The sequence below is a fragment of the Lysobacter gummosus genome (assembly GCF_001442805.1).
Classification (GTDB): Bacteria; Pseudomonadota; Gammaproteobacteria; order Xanthomonadales; family Xanthomonadaceae; genus Lysobacter; species Lysobacter gummosus.
This window is the reverse complement of sequence record NZ_CP011131.1, coordinates 198,624-218,614: the sequence shown is the minus strand read 5'-3', so window position 1 is coordinate 218,614 and position 19,991 is coordinate 198,624. Positions and strand designations below refer to the sequence as shown.

Here is a 19,991-nt window from a genome sequence, read left to right as displayed (position 1 = left end):
TTATGCGGGTTCGCATCGAAGATGTGGCGGAAGCGGCGGGGGTGTCGATGAAGACCGTCTCGCGCGTGCTCAATCAAGAGCCCAACGTCAGCGAGGACACGCGCAAGCGCGTGGAAGCCGCCGCGCGCAAGCTGCAATACCGGCCCAATCCGTCGGCGCGCAGCCTCGCCGGACAGCGCTCGTTCCTGGTCGCGCTGCTGTACGACAACCCGTCCAGCAACTATCTGATGGAAGTGCAGGCCGGCATGCTCGATGCCTGCATCGCTCAGCACTACAACCTGATGCTGGCGCCGGTCACCTACGGCGAGCGCAAGTTCCTCGCCCACGTGGACGAGATCATCCAGCACTCGCGCGCCGACGGCCTGGTGCTGACGCCGCCGCTCACCGACCACCCCGGCCTGATGAAGCGCCTGGGCCAGCTCGGCATTCCCTACGCCAACATCTCGCCGAAGCTGCGCGGCGGACGCATCGGCGTGGTGCTCGACGAAGAACGCGCGGTGCGCGAAATGATGGCGCACCTGGTCTCGCTCGGGCATCGGCGCATCGCCCATATCAAGGGCCATCCCGAGCACGGCGCCAGCCAGTGGCGCTTGAACGGTTACCGCGACGGCCTGGCCGCGGCCGGCATCGAGTTCGATCCGGGACTGGTGGTGGAAGGCGACTTCCACTACGACACCGGCGCGATCTGCGCCCAGCGCCTGCTGCTCATGGACAACCCACCGACCGCGATCTTCGCCGCCAACGACGACATGGCCGCCGGCACCATCCGCACCGCCAGCGAAATGGGCCTGTCGATTCCCGGCGACGTGTCGGTGTGCGGCTTCGACGACACGCCGATCTCGCGGCAGATTTATCCGCCGCTGACCACGGTGCGCCAGCCCACCCGCGAAATGGGCCGGTTGGCCACCAATGAATTGTTCAAGCGGATCAAGGCGCCCGACGGCGGCCAGATGATCACCGCCGGCTACGAGCTGCAGCTGCGCCAGTCCACCGGGCCGATCGACAAAGGCCGCGCGCGGCGGCGCTGAAATCGCCTGAGCCGAATGCGAGTCCGACGCCGCGGCATCGGGCCCGATCGCGATCGCACCGCTTCGCGCGCGCACCGCGCCCTCGCGCACGACGCGCGAAACCTGGACGGCACGCGCCCCCGCCTTCACCAGAACAGCGCGTACAGCGCGATCAGGATCGCGACCACGGCGATCGCGGCGACGTTGAACGAGGGCGTGGTGGCGTAGCTGACGCCGTCGCTCTGGATGCGGTCGTGGCCGGCGCCGGAGCGTGTCGATAGCGACACGATCACCGCCAACGCCGCGGCCAGCACGAACACCACGCCGACGCGATTGACGAACGGAAGTTCCGGCCATGCGAGCTTCAGCGCCACCGACAGCACGAACGAACCGATCGCCGCGGCCAGCGCGCCGGCTTCGTTGGCGCGCTTCCAGAACAGACCGAACAGGAAGATCACCACGATGCCCGGAGTGAAGAAACCGGTGTATTCCTGGATGTACTGGAAGCCCTGATCGAAACCGCCGATCAGCGGCCGCGCGGTGACGATGGCGATGGCGATCGCGACCGCCGCGGCGATGCGGCCCACCCGCACCAGCCGCTGTTCGCTCGCCTGCGGCCGGTACTTGGCGTAGAAATCCAGAGTGAAGATGGTCGCGACCGAATTGATCTTCGAAGCCAGCGAAGCCACGATCGCCGCCACCAGCGCGGCGAACACCAGGCCCAGCACGCCGCTGGGCAGCAGCGACATCATCGCCGGATACGCATCGTCGGAACGCTTCAGCCCAGGCGCCAGCATCACCGCGGCGATGCCCGGCAGCACGACGATGATCGGCAGGATGATCTTCAGAGCGGCGGCGAACACGATGCCCTTCTGCGCTTCGCGCAGATCCTTGGCCGCCAGCGCGCGCTGGATGATGTATTGGTTGAAGCCCCAGTAACTCACGTGCATCACCCACAGGCCGCCGAGCAGCACGCCGATGCCGGGCAGGTCCTTATAGTGCGGATTGTCGGGCGACAGGATCATCTTGAAGTGATCCGGATGGGTCGCGATCAACTTGTCGAAACCGGCGATCACGCCGGCGCCGTCGCCGATCTTGCTCAGGGTCAGGCCGGCGACCAGCAGGCCGCCGAGCACCAGCAAGGTCACCTGCACGATATCGGTCAGCGCCACCGCCTTCAGGCCGCCGTAGAGCTGATAGGCCAGCGCGAACGCGCCCAGCAAGGTCAGCGCCAGCATCTGGTCCATGCCGGTGACTTGCGAAACCGCCAGCGAACCCAGCCACACGATCGAGGTGAGGTTCACGAACACGTACAGGCCGAGCCAGAACACCGCCATCAGCGTGCGGATGCGATTGCCGTAACGCTCCTGCAGGAACTGCGGCATGGTGTAGATGCCGTTGCGCAGGAACACCGGCAGGAAGAACTTGCCGACCACCAGCAAGGTGGCCGCCGCCATCCATTCGTAGGACGCGATCGCAAGGCCGAGCGCGTAGCCCGAGCCGGACATGCCGATGATCTGTTCGGCGGAAATATTGGCCGCGATCAGCGAGGCGCCGATCGCCCACCATGGCAGCGCCTTGCTCGCCAGGAAGTAGTCCTTCGCGGTTTTCTCGTGCCCGGATTTTTCGCGCGAGACCCATTGCGCGAGAGCGAACACGCCGGCGAGGTAGATCAGGACGATCAGGGTGTCGAGCAAGGGAAGTTTCATGGAGCTCCGCTGGGTCTGGGCGGGATTGAGGAGGTCGTTGCTCGTGCGCGGTGCTTTGTTGCTGGTGTGTTGCTGCTGATGCTGATGCGTTACTGCTGATGCGTACTGCTGGAGTGTTGTTGCCTGCCTGCTGTTGCCTGCCTGCTGCTGCTTGTGTGTTGTTGCCGTGTGCTGTCGCTTGCGTATCAGCCGCCTCGCATCTCACCTATCGTCATTCCCGCGAACGCGGGAATCCAGTGCCTTTCGTGCGAGAACGTTTGAAGTCGCTGGATTCCCGCATTCGCGGGAATGACGGCCTGGAGGGACCTCGCTGAAGTCTCTGGATTCCCGCATTCGCGGGAATGACGTTCTGGAAGGATGACTCTGAAGTCTTTGGATGTTCGACTGCGTCGAAGTAAAGCGGAGTCGGCCTTCGCGGGAATGACGACCTGTGCAGACACCCCGCAGCCCCGGCCCCGCGCGCCGTGAAGCTACGCGCGCGCAAGCCGGAGCGGCGAGGGTGGGACGCGGCGATGCCGTCATCAGAAGTTCCAGCGCACCCGCACGCCGTAGCTGCGCGCGTCGTTGAGGAAACGCGTGTTCACGCCCGAACCCACCAACGCCTTCTGCGATACGTCTTTGTTCGTCAGGTTGCTGCCCCACGCTTCCACCCGCCAGGCACCGCTGAGCGAGCTGAAACCGATGCCGGCGTTGACCTGGGTGAAACCCTTCTGCTTGTCCGGGAAACCGGCGGTGGCCGCGTCCTCGACCCGGGCCACCGCGCCGGAGGCGTCGCGCAGGAAGGTCACGTCGCGGTCGTTGTACTGGGTCAGGAAGAACGAGGAGCGATGCGCGGCCAGGATCTGCCAGTCGAAAGTGCCTCGACTGAAATCGATCGCCTGCTGCAGGCGCGCGTTGAAGGTGAATTCAGAGGACAGCGGCAACTCGTTGCCGGTCAGGTCGATCTGCGAGGTGATGCCGCCGTTGCCGAAGTCCTGGCTGCGCACGTCGGCGACCATGCCCTGCTTGATCTCGGTCTTCAGGTACAAGGCGTTGAGGTCGAGGGTGAACCCCGCGCCCAGGCGCAGCCGGCTCTCGGCCTCGATGCCGTACAGCTCGGACTTGCCGACATTGCGGTTGACCAGGGCGAAGCCGTTCGGCCTGCCGTCCGGGTCGAACGCGATCGTGGTCAGGTCCTGGAACACCTGGTCCTGGTAGTCGTAATAGAAACCGCTGACGTTGAAGGTCGAAGTGCGGCCGAAGAATTCGAACGAGTTCTTCGAGCCGATTTCCAGCGCCGTCAGTTTCTCCGGCTTGTAGGTTTCCGGGATGACATTCACGTCGAAGCTGTCGTTGAAACCGCCGGCCTTGTGGCCGGTGGAGACCGTCGCGTACAGCAGGTTGCGGTCGCTCAGGTCGTATTCGAAGCCCAGGCGCCAGTCGAGGAAATCGAATGCGCTCGAGCCGTGCTGCTCGGAGGGAATACCGAGCGAGATGAAGCTGTGCTGGCCGTTGGCCGGGCAGTTGACGGTGTTGCCGCCGATGTCGGGCCGATCGATGCAGGTGCCGTTCGGGCGGCTGCCATCGACGATGCCCTGCAACTGCTGCTGCATCGTGTCGCGCGCGCCGGCGCGCAGGATGCCGTCCAGCAGATAACGCGCCTTGTCGGCGTCGGTGACCAGGCCGGTGGTGTTGAAGCTGGGGCGATTGAGCAAGCTCGGCATGAAGCCTTCCGTGCCCAGGCGGGTCTGGAACACACCGCCGTCGCCGCCCAGGCCGATGGTCCAGTTGCCGCCGATGCCGTCGCGCGACTTGCGCTCGTCGGTGTAACGCAGGCCGCCCTTGACGCGCAGGCGGTCGTTGACATCGAAGGTGCCGTCGCCGAACACCGCCCACGACTTGCCGTCCACATCGGGCATGGTGAATTCGGTGCCCGAATAGAACGCGCCCTTGTCGGCCAGCGCCATGAAGCCGACCTGCTGCTTCTCGTGGAAGTAGAAGCCGCCGGTGGTCCAGCGAAAGCGCGCATCGTCGTCGGACGACAGGCGCAGCTCGTGAGTCTGCGATTGCGAACGCGCCTGCAGATAGTTGGTGCCGAAGTTGTCGTAGTCGATGCCGCCCCAAGTCGCCGGCTGGCCCGGCGGGCGCTCGCGCAGATCGCGGCCCGGCCAGGTGTTGCCGTCGGCGGCGGAGTTGATCTGGAAGTAGTCGACGTCGCGATAGCTGCCGTTGTATTCCAGGTTCACGCCGCCGAAGTCGTAGCGCACCGTGCCCTGAAAACCCCACAGCTTGTTATCGACCTTGCCCTGCGCGCCGCGGTACACCACCGCGCGCATGTCGATGTCGTCGGGCTTGAAGCCGGCCCTGGCCGCCTCGAACACGCCCGCGCCCGGATAGCCGGTGCCCAGCTCGCGGCCGACGTCGAGCATGGCGAACACCGACAGCTTGTCGTCGGGCTCGTACAGGAACGACAGGCGTCCGGCGCTGTCGTCCTGGATGCCGGCGGGCTGGATGTGCTGCCACAGGCCGGCGTTCTTGAAACCGGCCTCTTTCTCGACGTGATAACCGGCGAAGCGCAACGCGGCGTATTCGCCCAGCGGAAAATTCACCGCGGTCTCGTAGCCCTTCTGATCGCGATTGCCGACCTCGCCCTGCACGTAGCCGCTGAAATCGCCGCCCAGCTCGGGCTTCTTGGTGATGATGTTGAGCGTGCCGGCCAGCGCGTTGCGGCCGCGCAGGGTGCCTTGCGGGCCCTTGTTGATCTCCACGCGTTCCAGGTCGTAGAACATCGCGCCCAGGCCGCGCGGACGCGGGATGTAGGCGCCGTTGACGTGCGGCGCGGCGCCCGGATCGCCCAGTTCGGTGTTGTTCGACGAGCCCACGCCGCGGATGAAGACTTCGGTCGCGCCTTCCTGGTTGGCGATGCTCAGGCCCGGCACGGCGACCTGGATCTGGCGCAGTTCGTTGTTGATGCCCAGGCCGCGCAGATCGTCCTGCGACAGGGCCTGCGCGGTGCCGGCGAATTTCTGCAGACTCTGCGCGCGGCGTTCGACGGTGACGATCACCGAATCCAGATCGGTCGCGTCCTTGCCGGCGGCGGACTCGCGCGCGGGCGCGTCGGCGGGCGCGGCGTCCTGCGCAGCGGCGTTGCTGGCGATCAGGGCGGCGAAGACGGCAAGGCTCAAACTCGAACAGCGGTTACGCACGATCATCAGAACATCCCCTCCCCGGGGTCGGCTTCGCGGCCGATCATGTTGTGGGTGTTGCGGCCATCCGGCGCTCACGCTTCGCGCGGAAGCCTGCCGTTGGTGCGGGACAGCTTGTAGCGCGGCCATGACAGCGCTGTCAACAAAACGGACAGCATGCGGCGATGCAGCATGGTTACGCGGCGCAACCGTCGTTGCCGCGCAACAGGCAGCGTGGTCCGGCGGTTGCGTGATGCGAATCACGCGCACGGCCCGTTCATGCGCGCGTTGCGCGCATTCGCCGCTTCGATGAAGACGACAGGTTCAGACCTAAGTCGCGTCCGCGCGCAGGTGCGAGCGCACGCGGGAGAATTTCCGCTCGGGCGCCGGATTGCGCAATGCATCACGGCCGATGCGCTCGCTGTCGTCGCAGGCGCGGCGGCGCAACGAAGAACCCCGGCCGAAGCCGGGGTTCAAGATCGCCAGTGCGATCGTTCGCTTCAAGCCCGACCCGGCCGTTGCCGTCGGCCGGGTCGCGCCGCGATCACGGCGTGGCGTCGGTGGCCTTATCCGCGTTGACGATACCCGAGCCGATCGCCGGGCTCTGCACCACCGGGAACGGGGTGATGTTCGCCACCGCCTTGATGATCGCCTCGGCCTGCGCGGGCGTGCGGTCGACACCCGGCTTGGATTGCATCAGCGCGACCACGCCGGCCACGAACGGCGAGGCCATCGAGGTGCCGCTGTAGCTCGCATAGCTCGCCGCGCCGGGTACGGTGGTGCCGGAGTTGAGCGTCGACAAGATGCTCTGGCCCGGCGCGGCCACATCCACCAGCGGTCCCCAGTTGGAGAAGCTGGCGCGCACGCCGGCCGAGGTGGTGGCACCGACCGTGATCACGTTGGCGCAGCTGGCCGGCTGGAAGCCCGAAGCGTTGGCGTTGCTGTTGCCGGCCGCCACCACCACGGTCACGCCGCGCGCCACCGCGCCGTTGATCGCGGTCTGGAAGGTCGAGCTGCATGCGCCGCCGCCGCCCAGGCTCATGTTGATCACCGTGGCCTTGTTGACGCCGACCGCGGGCACGCCGCTGACGGTGCCGCCCGACGCCCAGGTGATCGCATCGGCGATATCCACCAGCGTGCCGCCGCAGGCGCCGAGCACGCGCGCGCTGAGCACCTTGGCCTTGAACGCGGTGCCGGCCACGCCGACCGCGTTGTTGGTCACCGCCGCGGCGATGCCGGTCACGTGGGTGCCGTGCCAGCTGGAGTTGGTGGCCGGACGGCCGGCGCCGCATTGACCGGCGGTGGTCCAGTCGCCCTGGTCGGCCGGATTGGCGTCGCGGCCGTTGCTGTCGCGCGCGGCGGCGGCGTTGCTGATGAAGTCGTAACCGGTCGGCGAGGTCAGATTCTGCGCGAGGTCGGGATGGCTGGTGATGCCGGTGTCGATCACCGCGATGATCTTGCCCTGGCCCTGATAGGTGTTGTCCCACGCGGTGTTGGCGCGGATGCCCCAGGTGCCGCCCAGGCCGAATTGCGAGGGATAGCTGGGATCGTTCGGGGTCAGCGCCGGGTAGAACATCGAGTTGGGTTCGATGTACTCGACATCGGGATCGGCCGCGATCTGCTGCATCAGCGTAGTCGCCTCGACCACGTCGAGCGGACGGTTGACTTCGATCAGCTCGCCGCCGGTCGATACCGCGCGCACGTGCTTGATCGTCAATCCCTTCTGGCCCAGCGTGCCGACCGCGGTGCTGAGCTGGCGTTGCAGATCCACACCCTTGGGCGTGCCGGACTTGTACGCAACGATGAAACCGGCGACCGGCTGCTGGGGATCCAGGCTGGTCAGGTTGACGCGGTCGGCGGCGAAGGCCGGCGCGGTGACGATGACGCAAACGGTGGCGGCCGCCAGCAGGTGCGGGCGGAAATACTTGGATTGCTGAGCCATTGCGAAACTCCCGTGAGGTTTCGTTGAGCCGCAGATGCGGCGGAACCGTCCTGGTCCCCTCTCGCGATCGAGCATGTTGGAATGACGTTGCCTTACGCGAGCGCGTCCGGACGTGTCGGCGGACAGCGCTATGTCCGCGTTAGGCAGACTAGGCGGAAATATTTATTCGACAACGCGTAAAAGACTATTCGTCACATCGCGTTCGTTGATGCGGATCATGGATTGCGCATCGGTCACTGCGCCGATTGCATGAATCGGCGCGTGAGCGCGCAAGCGGCGAAAAGCAAACTGCGACGCGCATTGTGAAGCGGCGATAGCGCGTGAATCGTGCGGAAATCGATTACCCAACCCAGAGTGGCGCGGTGGCCGGATCGATGGGCGTCGGGAAAAAAAATGGATTCGAGCTTGCGCCGGAATCCATTTTTGATTCTTGCCTGCAACGTCCGCGTCGCCGCGAGGCGCATCGCACGCACCCGGCCTGCCCCCTCTCCCGCATACGGGAGAGGGGTTCGCCGATCAGCTCTCGTACGCCGACTCGCCGTGCGTGGTGATATCCAGGCCTTCGCGCTCGGCTTCTTCCGGCACGCGCAGGCCGATCACCAGCTTGACGATCGCGAACGCGACCACCGACACCACGCCCGACCACACGATGGTGATGCCGACGCCGAGCGCCTGCACGCCCAGCTGCGAAGCGATGCTGTCGTTGCCCGCGCCGAAGCCGAATCCGCCCAGCGCCGGCGCGCTGAACACCGCGGTCAGCAATGCGCCGATGATGCCGCCCAGGCCGTGCACGCCGAACACGTCGAGCGCGTCGTCCGCGCGCAGCAGGCGCTTGAGCCCGTGCACGCCCCACACGCACACCGCGCCGGCGATCGCGCCGATGGCGATCGCGCCGAACGGGCCGACCGTGCCGCAGGCCGGGGTGATCGCGACCAGTCCGGCGACCACGCCAGAGGCGCCGCCGAGCATCGACGGCTTGCCCTTGATCACCTTCTCCACCAGGCTCCAGGCCAACGCCGCCGCCGCGGTCGCCAGCAGCGTGTTGAGGAACGCCAGCGCCGCGCCCGCGGTCGCTTCCAGGTTGGAACCGGCGTTGAAGCCGAACCAGCCCACCCACAGCAACGACGCGCCGATCATGGTGAAGGTGACGTTGTGCGGCTTGATCGCCTCGCGTCCGTAACCCACGCGCTTGCCGACGAAGTAGGCGCCGACCAGGCCGGCGACACCGGCGTTGATGTGCACCACCGTGCCGCCGGCGAAGTCGATCGCGCCCTTGGCGAACAGGAAACCGTCCGGCCCGTACCAGACCATGTGCGCGATCGGCAGGTAGGCGAAGGTGAACCACAGCACCGAGAACAGCAGCACCGCCGAGAACTTGATGCGCTCGGCGAAGGCGCCGACGATCAGCGCGCCGGTGATGCCGGCGAAGGTCGACTGGAAGGCGATGAACACATATTCGGGCAGCGACACGCCGGCGCTGAAGGTCGCCGCCAGCGATTCCTTGTTCACGCCCTTGAGGAACAGCTTGTCGAGGTTGCCGATGAAGGCGTTGCCGCCGTTGAAGGCCAGCGAATAACCGTAGACCACCCACAGCAAGACCAGCAGCGAGAACACCGCCAGCACCTGCATCAACACCGACAGTACGTTCTTGGAGCGCACCAGTCCGCCGTAGAACAGCGCCAGGCCCGGTACGGTCATTAACAGCACCAGCAAGGTCGAGGTCAGCATCCAGGCGACATCGCCTTTATCGACGATGGGTTTGGCCGCTTCCGCGGCCGCCGCCGCTTCCTGCGCATGCGCAGGGGCGAGGGCGAGCAAGGCCGCCGCCGGCAACGCGCTCCAGGCCAGGGTTCGCAGCATCCGCTCGCGCGAGCGGGGTTCGAGCATCGTGTCGTACTTCATGTTCGTCTCTCGCAGGCAGGGGTCAGAGGGCATCGTCGTCGAGCTCGCCGGTGCGGATGCGCACCGCGCTTTCCACCGGTAATACGAGAATTTTTCCGTCGCCGACCTTGCCGGTGCGCGCGGCGTTCTGGATCGCTTCCAGCGCGGCGTCGAGCAGGCTCTCGGGCACGGCGCATTCGATCTTCAGCTTGGGCAGGAAATCGACGACGTACTCGGCCCCTCGGTACAACTCGGTATGGCCCTTCTGGCGCCCGAAGCCTTTGACTTCGGTGACGGTGATGCCCGATACGCCGACTTCGGTCAGCGCTTCGCGCACCTCGTCGAGCTTGAACGGGCGGATGATGGCGGTGATCAGTTTCATCTCGCGGCTCCGGTGGTTTCGATCAATGCGCGCAGCGTTAGAACGCCTTGCTAACGGTCAAGGTGAAGGCGCTGTCGGCCAGGAAGTTGTTGTGGGCGTTGGTGTAGAGCGCCTTTTCGGCATCGGTGTCGCTGTAGGCGGCGGCCACGGAGAAGCCGCTTTCGAAGGTCTTGGTCACCCCGAGCTTCCAGTCGGTGTATTCGAAGGCCTCGTTGTTCTCGATCCACTGCTTGCCGCCGTGCAGGTTGAGCGTCCAGCCCGGCTGGAAGGTCCAGTTGAGGTTGGCGTCGATATAGCCGCTGCCGTCGGAATCGGCGTAGCCGAACAGATCGGTGACGGCGTAGGAGTACTTCAGGCCGACCGACACCGTTTCGCTGGGCGCGAGCGTGCCGCCCAGATAGATCTCGGTGGTGTTCGGGCTGTTGAAGCCGGACGGGTAGTCGCCCGGGTAGTAGTAGGTCAACACGCCGACGTCGTACGAGAAGATCTCCCCGGCCTTGCCGCGATAGCCCAGATAACCGTCGAGTTCCAGGCTGCTGGAGATGTCGTCGCCGACGACCACCGTGTCCGACAGCCAGCTGATGTTGCTGCCCCAGGCGCCGACGTAGAAACCGCTGTCGTGCGCGTATTCGATACCGCCCTGCAGAGCCGGCTCCTGATTGGTCTGCGAGACCCCGCGAAACAGGTAGTCCGAGGTCAGACTGATCGAGCCCGTGGTTCCGGCGCGCGCTTGCGTAGCCGCGAGCGCGGCGCAGGCGAGCGCGAGTGCGAGCGTCGCCTTGGCGACGGCATGGGCGTGCACCGCGTGAGCGGCGTTGTGGTTTTCAGTCTTGAGATGAGACGACATGACGCAGGCTCCTCATAAGCGGTGGCCCCTCCCCGGTCATTGCGATGTGCGCGGTGATCGCGGGGCGCTTCGTTGGCGCCCTCGCGGTTTTTCGGAAACAAGCCGCCCCGCGGCGGGCTTGGCCCGTCGTGCGTGTCCTCATGGGTTGTGAGTGGAAAACGAAAACGGCCCGGGGCATTCGCCTCGGGCCGTGTGTGGGTTACAACGCTTTGCTCATGAACACGCTGTTGGGATCGTCGCGATATCCGGCGAAGGGCCCGCAGTAGTCGAAGCCGTAACGCGCGTACAGGCTGCGCGCCGGCTCGAATCCATCCATCGAGCCGGTTTCCAGGCTCAGCCGCCGATACTCGCGCCGGCCGGCCTCGCCGAGGATGTGTTCGAGCATCGCCGCGGCGACGCCGCGACGTCGATGCGCACTGGCGGTGCGCATCGATTTGATTTCCCCATGCCCGTCGTCGAGCCGCTTGAGTGCGCCGCAACCGAGCAGATCATCGCCTTCGCCCCAGGCGCTCCAGAACGTGATGTCCGGATGCCTGAGCCCGTCCAGATCGAGCGCGTGGACGCTTTCCGGCGGCGACAGTTCGGCCATGCCCTGCAGGTGTTCGCGCAACAGCGCGATCACTTCGGGATGGTCGAGTTCGCCGGTACGGATGTGCATCGGGCGTTGCTCTCCTGGTTCACGACGGTGCTGCGAATCGCGCGGCGCATCGGTCCGCAACGGCGCGGAATCTTGCCGTTGCGGACCTTGTGCGCGCGCCTGGACTGCTTCAGACCGCGTAGTACATCTGGCATTCGAGCGGGCGAACCGGGAGCTTTCCGGAATGCGTTGAAGCGCATTCCGGCCCGGTGAGCGCCCGGTCCGCAAGGACCGGGCCGGACATCCGCCGGTCCGAAGACCCGATACACATATGCAGCAACTTCTTTAGACGGCGTAGTACATCTGGTATTCGAGCGGGTGAGTTGCGGCGCGGAATTTGGTCACTTCCTGCATCTTCAACGCGATGTAGCCGTCGATGAAGTCGTCGGTGAACACGCCGCCGGCCTTGAGGAACTCGCGATCCTTGTCCAACGCTTCCAGCGCCTGGTCGAGCGAATGGCACACGGTCGGGATGCCCTTCTCTTCTTCCGGCGGCAGGTCGTACAGATCCTTGTCGCTCGGCGCGCCCGGATCGATCTGGTTCTTGATGCCGTCCAGGCCGGCCATCATCAGCGCGGCGAAGGTCAGGTAGCCCGACTGGATCGGATCGGGGAAGCGCATTTCGATGCGGCGCGCCTTCGGGTTGGCCACGTACGGAATGCGGCAGCTCGCCGAACGGTTGCGCGCCGAGTAGGCCAGCATCACCGGGGCTTCGAAGCCCGGGACCAGGCGCTTGTAGCTGTTGGTGCCGGAGTTGGTGAAGGCGTTGATGGCGCGCGCGTGCTTGAACACGCCGCCGATGTACCACAGCGCCATCTGCGACAGGCCGCCGTAGCCGTCGCCGGAGAACAGGTTGACGCCGCCCTTGGCCAGCGACTGGTGCACGTGCATGCCGCTGCCGTTGTCGCCGACGATCGGCTTGGGCATGAAGGTCGCGGTCTTGCCGTTGCGATGGGCGACGTTCTTGATGATGTACTTCATCGTCAACAGCTCGTCGGCCTTGGCGACCAGCGAGTTGAACTTGGTGCCGATCTCGCACTGGCCGGCGTTGGCGACTTCGTGGTGGTGCACTTCGACTTCGATGCCGACCGCTTCCAGCGTCTTGCACATCTCCGAGCGGATGTCGTGCAGCGAATCGAGCGGCGCGACCGGGAAATAGCCGCCCTTCACGCCCGGACGGTAGCCGCTGTTGCCGCCTTCGTATTCCTTGCCCGAGTTCCACGCCGCTTCTTCCGAATCGATGTGGAAGAAGGTGTGGCCCATCTCATTGGCGTAACGCACCGAGTCGAAGATGAAGAATTCCGGTTCCGGGCCGAAGAAGGCCTGGTCGGCGATGCCGCTGGACTTCAGATAGGCCTCGGCGCGCTTGGCCACGCCGCGCGGGTCGCGCGAATAGGCCTGCATGGTGGCCGGGTCGAGGATGTCGCAGGTCAGGATCAGGGTCGGATCGGCGGTGAACGGATCCAGGACCGCGGTCGAAGCGTCGGGCAGCAGGATCATGTCCGACTCGTTGATGCCCTTCCAGCCGCTGATCGAGGAGCCGTCGAACATCTTGCCGTCTTCGAACAGCGCCGGCTCGACGATCGACTTGGGGAAGGTCACGTGGTGCTGGACGCCACGCATGTCGGTGAAACGCAGATCGATGAATTCGACCTTGTGATCCTTGACGAGCTTTTCGACGTGTTCGAGAGACATGGATTGGGTCCGGGATTGGGGATGCGGGATTGGGGATTCGTGCAAAGCGAGGGCTTTGAGGCCGTCTGCCGATAGGGAATGCAAAGCGCGTGCCAACTTTCCAACCGCTCCAAGCTCATGATTTATATGAAATAGAAGCGTGACGCAACGCAGCAATGAACTAGTTTGGTGCGATAAAATCAGCTTACGCACCAAATTGAATCAAAGCCATTTCGGCTATCCTGCCCGCCGCCTCGCCACTGGCTTTGGCGAATCCCGAATCCCCCATCCCGAATCCCGGCCCCTCATGACCGATCTGCTCGCCGCCCTCCTCCTGGGCATCATCGAAGGCATCACCGAATTCCTGCCGATTTCCAGCACCGGGCATCTGCTGATCGCGCAGCACTGGCTCGGCGCCCGCTCTGACCTGTTCAATATTTCGATCCAGGCCGGCGCGATCCTCGCGGTCGTGGTCATCTACTGGAAGCGGCTGTGGGGGCTGGCGACCGGTTTCACCCGCCGCGACAACCTCGACTACCTGCTCAAGCTCGGCCTGGCCTTCGGCATCACCGCGGTGCTCGGCGTCGCGGTCAAGAAGGCCGGCTTCCAGCTGCCCGACCACGTCACCCCGATCGCCTGGGCGCTGGTGCTGGGCGGCGTGTGGATGATCGCGGCCGAGCATTTCGCCGCCAAGCGCGCGGCCGCGCTGGGCGAACGCAGCGAAATCACCTGGACCGTGGCCGCGCTGGTCGGCGTGGCCCAGGTCGTGGCCGGCGTGTTCCCGGGCACCTCGCGTTCGGCGGCGACGATCTTCATCGCCCTGCTGGCCGGCACCACCAGCCGCGCGGCGGCGACCGAGTTCGCCTTCCTGGTCGGCATCCCGACCATGTTCGCGGCCACCGGCTACGAGCTGATGCACGTGGCCGGCACCCCGGCCGCGGCCGGCGAGGACTGGAGCGCGCTCGCGGTGGCCTTCATCGCCTCGGCCGTGACCGCGTTCATCGCGGTGAAGTGGCTGTTGCGCTATATCCAGAGCCATCGCTTCACCGCGTTCGCGATCTACCGCCTCGCCTTCGGCGCGGCCTTGCTGCTGTTGATGCCCTCGGGCAGCTGATCCGCAGCCGATCCCTTGCCGGAACCTCGCCGATGAACGAACAAGACCGCCTCGCCGAACAGCAGTTGCTGGAGTACGTCCAACTGTCCAGCCCGGAGCGCTACGCCGCGTTCCTGGAATCGGTGGCGCGCACCGGGCGCTTCTGGATCGCGATGTCGGGCGAGTTCGTGCTGACCTTGTTCGACGAAGACGGCCAGGAACTGCTGCCGGCCTGGCCCTCGGCCGCGACCGCGCGCGCCTCGCTCGCGCAGGCGCCGCAGTTGCGCGAGTACGCCCCGGCCGAGCGCGAGCTGGGCGCGTGGCGCGAGCACACCGCCGCCGCGCTGATGCAGGCCAAGGTCGCCGTCGGCGTGTTTCCCAGCGACCGCATGCAGAGCGTGACGGTCGATGCGGGACTGCTGCTTTCGCATATCGATGAGGTGATCGCGGAGGATGCCGCGCTCGACGACGACGCCGTGGACGACGAGGCCGACGGCAGCGGCGGCCTGGATCTGGAACGCGCGCAGCGCGAGCTGATGCAGAAGTTCGCCAAGCCGCCCAAGTCCTGAGCGCCGGCGCCGCCGACCGCCCGCTGAACGCGCGCAACCCCATCGCCCGCGCCGGCCCGTTGATCCTGTCTTCGCAACGCAACCCGGATCATTGCGCCCCATGAACATCACCCGCCCGCTCGTCCTCTCCGCCGCCGCGCTGTCGCTGGCCCTGCTCGCCGCCTGCGCCGCGCCCTCGCATAACAACGCCAACGCCGCCGCGCCCGCCGGCGATTCCGCCAGCACCGGCGCCGCCCACTCGTCCATCGACCTGGGCGCCTATCGCTGGAACCTCGACACCGCCAGCGACGCTACCGGCAAGCCGATCGGCGTGCTGCAGCGCGAAGGCAAGTACGGCCTGCAGCTGAGCTTCCTCAAGGACCGCCTGGGCGTGTCCGGCGGCTGCAATCACGTCGGCGCGACCTATGCGCTCAAGGGCGACAAGATCGAGGTCAAGAATTTCCAGACCACGCTGATGGCCTGCCAGGACCAGCGCCTGATGCAGATGGACAGCGAGATTTCCAAGCAGCTCGAAGGCAGCACCCAGTTCGCGATCGAAGGCCAGGCGCAGCAACCGCGCCTGCTGCTGACCACCGCCTCGGGCAGCAAGCTGGTCCTGAGCGGCCAGCCGACGCCGGAAACGCGTTACGGCGGCGCCGGCACGACGATGTTCCTGGAAGTCGACGCGCAGCGCCGCAGCTGCCCGCATCCGCTGATGCGCGACTACCAGTGCCTGTGGGTGCGCGAGCGCAAGTACGACGCCAACGGCGTCGCCCTGGCACCGACGGAGGACTGGCATTTCCTCTACCAGGACATCGAGGGCTACACGCACGAAGCCGGCGTGCGCAACGTCGTACGGATCAAGAAGTTCGACATCAAGAACCCGCCGGCCGATGCGTCGTCGGTGGCGTACGTGCTCGACATGGTGGTCGAGAGCGAACTGGTTCCAGCCAGGTAAGTACGTATCGCGAGCCGGGTTGGTCAGGACTTCCTGACCACCCGCGTCTCGGACAGACGGTCGTGCCAGGCGATGCGATCTTCGCCGGAGAAGAAGATCGAGAACGGCTCGAACGGAATGCAGCGACCCAGGGTGCGCACGATGATGCTGCCCCAACCGGGCGGCTGGTCTTCGTTGTCGACCACGCGCGTGCCGGTGACGAACTTGCCGACGGTCGCGCCGAACAAGCCCTCCATCATGATGTAGTAGACCATTATTATCGCGAAGGTGAAGAACACGTCCTTGAGCGGCGAGTGATAGATCGCCGAGCGGCCGACGACGATTATGATCGCGACCTTGATCATGCCGGCGATCGTCGAATCGATTAAGTAGTTGGCGAAACGCCGGCCGTAGCCGGCGGCCTCGTAGCCGGCCTGCGCATACGCCGTCGGGATGGGTGCGGCGCTGACGCGCGAGACTACCTGGTAGGGATTGTGTTCGTCGCTCATGGCTTCAACCTGCTTCCTTGTATGGCCGCGCTGTCCACGGCGCTTCAACTAAATCCGGCCTGCGAATGCTTTGCGGCGACTCTAAGCCGCGCCCGCGGCCGGCGCAACGAGGCCGATGGCGCGTTCCGCGTTCGGTCGCCAGATGCGCGGATGAACACGCTTCAGCGCGCCCGCACCACCAGGGTCTTGGGCAGGCGATCGTGCCAGGCGGCGACGCGTTCGGTCCCGGAGAACAGGATGGTGAATTGTTCGAACGGAATCAGCCGCGCGGCGGTGCGGCCCAACACCTGGCCCCAACTCGGCGGGCGGCCTTGTTCGTCCACCACCCGGGTATTGGTGACCAGCTTGCCCAGGGTGACGCCGAACATGCCTTCCATCGGCACGTAGTAGATCAGCAGCGCGATCGGCGTCATGACCCAGTCGCGGAGCATGTTCGGCTCGCGCAGCGAGTTCACCACGGCCGGATCGTAAGCGGTGTACAGCGTCAGCGCGCAGACGATCAAGGCGACGCAGGCCAGCGAGTCGATCAGGTAGTTGATCAGGCGCTGGCCGCGCGTGGCGGTGACCAGTTGCGCGATGCGTTCGGCGCGCACTTGGGTCTGCGGCGCATCGTAGGGGTTGTGCGGGTCGTTCATTTCGTCGCTCGGTGGAGAATCGCCGCGCGCCGCGGATCGGCGCCGGCGCGGTCGGTCAAAGGCAAGCCGGATCGGCGCTCCACTCGCGTCGCGCTCACTGGCTCAGCCCTTCACCGCGGGGTTGAGCGAGTAGGTGCCGTAGATCGACGCCTCCCCCAGCACATGGCCCTGCATCGCGTTCAACACGTCGGCGGCGGTGAAGCGCGCGTCCAGTTCCAGCCGCTCCACGTCGAGCGCGAACACGCGGAAGAAATAGCGGTGCAGACGCAGATCGTTCGGCGGCGGGAACGGGCCGTCGTAGCCGTGCCAGTCGCCGGCCATGTCCGGATCGCCGGCGAACCAGCCGGTGTAGTCGTTGAGGCCCTGGCGCGAGCCGCGCGGGCCGGACGGATCGCGCTTGCCGTGCGCGGTCACGCCGTCGCTGCAACTGCCGGCAGCGATCTCGCGCACGTCGGCGGCGATGTCGGCGACCACCCAATGGATGAAATCGGTGCGCACCTGATGCTCGGGAATCTGCACGTCGCTGCGCCCGACCATCTCGGCCACGGTCGGCACGTCCGGGTCGATGCACACCAGCGCGAACGAACGCGCTCCCTGCGGTACCTCATCCCAGGCCAGATGCGGATTGCGGTTCGGCGCGAAGCCATAGCCGTCGCCGCTGGCCTGGCCGGCGGCGAATTCGGCCGGCAGGCGTTGACGGTGCTGGAAGCTGTTGCTGTGAATGCGCATGAAGGGCTCCTGGGCGCTGCTGATTCGCGGTGCGGGCATCGCACCAAGACAGTGAGGGTGCACGATAACGCGCGGCATCGATCCGCCATGGATCGATCCGCCCGGCGAAGTATTCCGTAGCCGGCCGCCGCGAACCGGGTGGTCGATCGCAGCGGCCGTCGCTACCGGCGCGCGCTCAGGCCTGCGGATAGCCCAAACGCTTGGCCACCGGCGCGAGCAACGCGAACGCTTCGCCCAGCGCGCCCTGGTAGGCGCGCCAACGGCCGTTGCCGAGGCGCTCGCTCATCGCGATGCCGCCGGGCAGCGACACCTGCACGCGCAGGGTGTCGGCGATGATCTGCGCGATCGCGCCGGGGTCTTCGCCGGTTTCGTCCAGGCGCACCAGGTTGTGCGGGAACAGATTGCCTTCGTGCAGATCGGCGATCTGGTCCAGGCACTGCGCCAGCCAGCGCGCGCCGTCTTCCGGCGTGGGCAGCGCATACGGCGTCGGGCTGCCGGAGGCCAGCCAGTCCAGCAGCATGTCGCGCGGATCGCGGATCGGAATCAGCAGGAAGGCTTCCGACAGATATGGACGCAACGCGCGCAACAGCGCGTTGTCCCACCACAGCAGCCAGTCGAACACCGGGCCGTCGGCGGCGCCGCGCGCGGGCAAGGCGGCGCGGTACATCTTGATCAGGAAGGCCGGATCGAGCGTGCCGGCGAGCAGTTCCTCGACCGTGCCGTAGCGCTGCATCGGATCGGTCGGCGGCTGCGGGCCGTAGCGATCGACCAGCAGCGGCGCGCCGACCGCGCCGAGCACCTGGGCGATGCGTTCCACCCGCGAACCCGGCGCGCCCCACAGCAGCAAGATGCCGCGGGTGCCTTCGGCGATGGTGCTCATCGCCGGCCAGTCGCCGGCGCTGCGCGCGCTGATGGCGTTGAACGGCAGGCGTTGATCGACGACTTCCGCGTGAAGCTCGGCCCAGGTCGCCGCGGCCGCTTCGGGCTGCGCGGCCAGATCCAGAGTGCGGCCCAGCAACTGCCGCAGCTCGCGCTTGGCGGCCGGATCGACGGCCTGTCCGATCAGGCGCTCGATGCGCTCGGCGGCGGCGTCGGGATCGCGTTCGGTCAGGCCCTGGACGATGCGCATCTCGGCGGCGACATCGCCCGGACTGAGTTCGACGATGCGTTCGGCGATGGCCTCGGCCTGGCTGTGCTCGCCCAGTTGATCGTGCACCGCCGCGCGCGCTTCCAGCGCCGCGAGGTTTTCCGGCATGGCCTGCTGCCAGCGGTCGAGGATCGCCAGCGCCGAGGGCTCGCCGAACGGTTCCAGCACCAGCCGCGCGCGCCACAGGTCCTGCTGCTGCGGATGCTGGGTGAGCGCGGATTCCAGCGACTGGCGCGCGTCGTCGACGGCGCCGAGGCGGCGCCAGGCTTCCATGATCGCGTTGAGCGTGCGCGGATCGTAAGGCTGATCGTCGAAGGCCTCGCGCAGCAGCGACAGGGCGCGGTCGTTGCGGCCGGCGTCGAGTTCCAGCTCACCGGCCCAGCGGCGCACGCCGAAGCCGGCGTCTTCGCGCTGCGCCACCGGCGCGATGCGATCGGCGGCTTCGGCATAGCGCGATTGCAGGCGCAGCAGATCGGCGATCAGCAATTGCAGCGTGGGCTGGTCCGGGCTGCGCTCGGCCAGCGCGGTGAAGGCTTGTTCGGCGAAGGCCAGATGGCCCTTGGCCAGATAGGCGAAGCCCAGGCCGTGCAGCACCTGCGGATCGTCCGGCGCCAGCGAGGCGGCGTGGCTGAGGATGGCCAGGGCGCGGTCGGCGTCGCCGCGGCGCAGCGCCAGCACGCCTTCGATGGCGGCGACCTGCGGGTGATTGGGAGCGATGCGCGCGGCGGTGCGGCCGAGGCGCTCGGCATCTTCCAGGTCGCCGCGCACGATGGCGAGCTGCGCTTTGACGACGTAGGCCGGGAACTGGTTCGGGTCCAGCCCGATCGCGCGCGCGAGCGAAGCCTGGGCCTCGTCGAGGTGGCGGCCGTCGAGCAGCGCGCCGGCGCGTTCCAGATGCAGTTGCGCATCCTCGGGCGTGAGGCCGATGGCGCGATCCAGGGCCGCCACGGCGCCGTCGCGATCGCCGTTCAGACGCAGGGCGGCGGCGTGCAGGCGATGCAGGCCGGCGTCTTGCGGGTCGGTGCTCAGCGCTTGTTCGGCGGCGGCCAGCGCTTCGGCGGGGGTGCCGCTGCGCAGCGCGTCGAGAATGGGTTCGTACATTCGTGTGCTTCGGACGGGATAAGAGGAGGGGGATTGTAGGGGCGCGCGC

16 protein-coding genes are annotated in these 19,991 nt (G+C 66.6%); 4 read left to right on the top strand and 12 right to left on the bottom strand.

The window, feature by feature from the left end:
* Window positions 1-2 precede the first annotated feature (2 nt).
* A complete protein-coding gene (locus LG3211_RS00900; protein WP_057941196.1) occupies window positions 3-1,028 on the top strand; it encodes a LacI family DNA-binding transcriptional regulator in 1,026 nt (341 codons plus the stop codon).
* A 125-nt stretch (window positions 1,029-1,153) separates the two neighbouring features.
* Here LG3211_RS00900 and LG3211_RS00895 read toward each other — a convergent pair whose 3' ends face one another.
* The 8 genes from LG3211_RS00895 to glnA form a co-directional block, all read right to left on the bottom strand.
* A complete protein-coding gene (locus LG3211_RS00895; protein WP_057941195.1) occupies window positions 1,154-2,716 on the bottom strand; it encodes a sodium/sugar symporter in 1,563 nt (520 codons plus the stop codon).
* Window positions 2,717-3,237: 521 nt separating this feature from the next.
* Complete coding sequence (locus LG3211_RS00890; RefSeq protein ID WP_235112428.1) at window positions 3,238-5,880, bottom strand: TonB-dependent receptor; 2,643 nt, start codon at window positions 5,878-5,880, stop codon at window positions 3,238-3,240.
* A 544-nt stretch (window positions 5,881-6,424) separates the two neighbouring features.
* The gene (locus LG3211_RS00885) at window positions 6,425-7,822 is read right to left on the bottom strand and encodes a S8 family peptidase (RefSeq protein WP_057941193.1); all 1,398 of its coding nucleotides are present in this window, start codon (window positions 7,820-7,822) and stop codon (window positions 6,425-6,427) included.
* 516 nt (window positions 7,823-8,338) lie between these two features.
* Window positions 8,339-9,682: an ammonium transporter gene (locus LG3211_RS00880; protein WP_148649154.1), complete on the bottom strand. Its 1,344-nt coding sequence runs from the start codon at window positions 9,680-9,682 to the stop codon at window positions 8,339-8,341.
* Window positions 9,683-9,746: 64 nt separating this feature from the next.
* On the bottom strand, window positions 9,747-10,085 hold the full coding sequence (locus LG3211_RS00875; protein WP_057941192.1) for a P-II family nitrogen regulator: 339 nt from the start codon (window positions 10,083-10,085) through the stop codon (window positions 9,747-9,749).
* A 37-nt stretch (window positions 10,086-10,122) separates the two neighbouring features.
* Window positions 10,123-10,932 carry a TorF family putative porin gene (locus LG3211_RS00870; RefSeq protein ID WP_083512208.1) on the bottom strand — a complete coding sequence of 270 codons (810 nt, stop codon included), beginning with the start codon at window positions 10,930-10,932 and terminating at the stop codon, window positions 10,123-10,125.
* A gap of 199 nt (window positions 10,933-11,131) precedes the next feature.
* On the bottom strand, window positions 11,132-11,590 hold the full coding sequence (locus LG3211_RS00865; RefSeq protein ID WP_057941190.1) for a GNAT family N-acetyltransferase: 459 nt from the start codon (window positions 11,588-11,590) through the stop codon (window positions 11,132-11,134).
* A 264-nt stretch (window positions 11,591-11,854) separates the two neighbouring features.
* A complete protein-coding gene (glnA, locus tag LG3211_RS00860) occupies window positions 11,855-13,264 on the bottom strand; it encodes a type I glutamate--ammonia ligase (RefSeq protein WP_057941189.1) in 1,410 nt (469 codons plus the stop codon).
* Between the two features lie 286 nt (window positions 13,265-13,550).
* Between glnA and LG3211_RS00855 the strand changes: the two genes are divergently transcribed.
* The 3 genes from LG3211_RS00855 to LG3211_RS00845 all read left to right on the top strand — a co-directional run bounded on the left by LG3211_RS00855 (window position 13,551) and on the right by LG3211_RS00845 (window position 15,842).
* On the top strand, window positions 13,551-14,357 hold the full coding sequence (locus LG3211_RS00855; RefSeq protein WP_057941188.1) for an undecaprenyl-diphosphate phosphatase: 807 nt from the start codon (window positions 13,551-13,553) through the stop codon (window positions 14,355-14,357).
* A gap of 32 nt (window positions 14,358-14,389) precedes the next feature.
* The gene (locus LG3211_RS00850; protein WP_057941187.1) at window positions 14,390-14,905 is read left to right on the top strand and encodes a DUF2750 domain-containing protein; all 516 of its coding nucleotides are present in this window, start codon (window positions 14,390-14,392) and stop codon (window positions 14,903-14,905) included.
* Window positions 14,906-15,005: 100 nt separating this feature from the next.
* Window positions 15,006-15,842: an META and DUF4377 domain-containing protein gene (locus LG3211_RS00845; protein WP_057941186.1), complete on the top strand. Its 837-nt coding sequence runs from the start codon at window positions 15,006-15,008 to the stop codon at window positions 15,840-15,842.
* Between the two features lie 23 nt (window positions 15,843-15,865).
* Here LG3211_RS00845 and LG3211_RS00840 read toward each other — a convergent pair whose 3' ends face one another.
* The 4 genes from LG3211_RS00840 to LG3211_RS00825 form a co-directional block, all read right to left on the bottom strand.
* Window positions 15,866-16,330, bottom strand: a complete 465-nt coding sequence (locus tag LG3211_RS00840) for an RDD family protein (RefSeq protein ID WP_057941185.1) — start codon at window positions 16,328-16,330, stop codon at window positions 15,866-15,868.
* Window positions 16,331-16,491: 161 nt separating this feature from the next.
* Window positions 16,492-16,965 carry an RDD family protein gene (locus LG3211_RS00835; protein WP_057941184.1) on the bottom strand — a complete coding sequence of 158 codons (474 nt, stop codon included), beginning with the start codon at window positions 16,963-16,965 and terminating at the stop codon, window positions 16,492-16,494.
* Window positions 16,966-17,067: 102 nt separating this feature from the next.
* Window positions 17,068-17,694, bottom strand: coding sequence for a YbhB/YbcL family Raf kinase inhibitor-like protein (locus LG3211_RS00830; RefSeq protein WP_057941183.1), 627 nt, complete (start codon window positions 17,692-17,694; stop codon window positions 17,068-17,070).
* A 175-nt stretch (window positions 17,695-17,869) separates the two neighbouring features.
* A complete protein-coding gene (locus LG3211_RS00825; RefSeq protein ID WP_057941182.1) occupies window positions 17,870-19,942 on the bottom strand; it encodes a tetratricopeptide repeat protein in 2,073 nt (690 codons plus the stop codon).
* Window positions 19,943-19,991 lie beyond the last annotated feature (49 nt).

What these genes read in the sequence shown, in the direction of transcription:
- LG3211_RS00885 (WP_057941193.1), bottom strand. Translation starts at nt 7,822, where the DNA reads ATGGCTCAGCAATCCAAGTATTTCCGCCCGCACCTGCTGGCGGCCGCC.
- LG3211_RS00830 (WP_057941183.1), bottom strand. Translation starts at nt 17,694, where the DNA reads ATGCGCATTCACAGCAACAGCTTCCAGCACCGTCAACGCCTGCCGGCC.
- LG3211_RS00840 (WP_057941185.1), bottom strand. Translation starts at nt 16,330, where the DNA reads ATGAGCGACGAACACAATCCCTACCAGGTAGTCTCGCGCGTCAGCGCC.
- LG3211_RS00870 (WP_083512208.1), bottom strand. Translation starts at nt 10,932, where the DNA reads ATGTCGTCTCATCTCAAGACTGAAAACCACAACGCCGCTCACGCGGTG.
- LG3211_RS00850 (WP_057941187.1), top strand. Translation starts at nt 14,390, where the DNA reads ATGAACGAACAAGACCGCCTCGCCGAACAGCAGTTGCTGGAGTACGTC.
- LG3211_RS00855 (WP_057941188.1), top strand. Translation starts at nt 13,551, where the DNA reads ATGACCGATCTGCTCGCCGCCCTCCTCCTGGGCATCATCGAAGGCATC.
- LG3211_RS00880 (WP_148649154.1), bottom strand. Translation starts at nt 9,682, where the DNA reads ATGCTGCGAACCCTGGCCTGGAGCGCGTTGCCGGCGGCGGCCTTGCTC.
- LG3211_RS00900 (WP_057941196.1), top strand. Translation starts at nt 3, where the DNA reads ATGCGGGTTCGCATCGAAGATGTGGCGGAAGCGGCGGGGGTGTCGATG.
- LG3211_RS00825 (WP_057941182.1), bottom strand. Translation starts at nt 19,942, where the DNA reads ATGTACGAACCCATTCTCGACGCGCTGCGCAGCGGCACCCCCGCCGAA.
- LG3211_RS00845 (WP_057941186.1), top strand. Translation starts at nt 15,006, where the DNA reads ATGAACATCACCCGCCCGCTCGTCCTCTCCGCCGCCGCGCTGTCGCTG.
- LG3211_RS00875 (WP_057941192.1), bottom strand. Translation starts at nt 10,085, where the DNA reads ATGAAACTGATCACCGCCATCATCCGCCCGTTCAAGCTCGACGAGGTG.
- LG3211_RS00895 (WP_057941195.1), bottom strand. Translation starts at nt 2,716, where the DNA reads ATGAAACTTCCCTTGCTCGACACCCTGATCGTCCTGATCTACCTCGCC.
- glnA (WP_057941189.1), bottom strand. Translation starts at nt 13,264, where the DNA reads ATGTCTCTCGAACACGTCGAAAAGCTCGTCAAGGATCACAAGGTCGAA.
- LG3211_RS00835 (WP_057941184.1), bottom strand. Translation starts at nt 16,965, where the DNA reads ATGAACGACCCGCACAACCCCTACGATGCGCCGCAGACCCAAGTGCGC.
- LG3211_RS00865 (WP_057941190.1), bottom strand. Translation starts at nt 11,590, where the DNA reads ATGCACATCCGTACCGGCGAACTCGACCATCCCGAAGTGATCGCGCTG.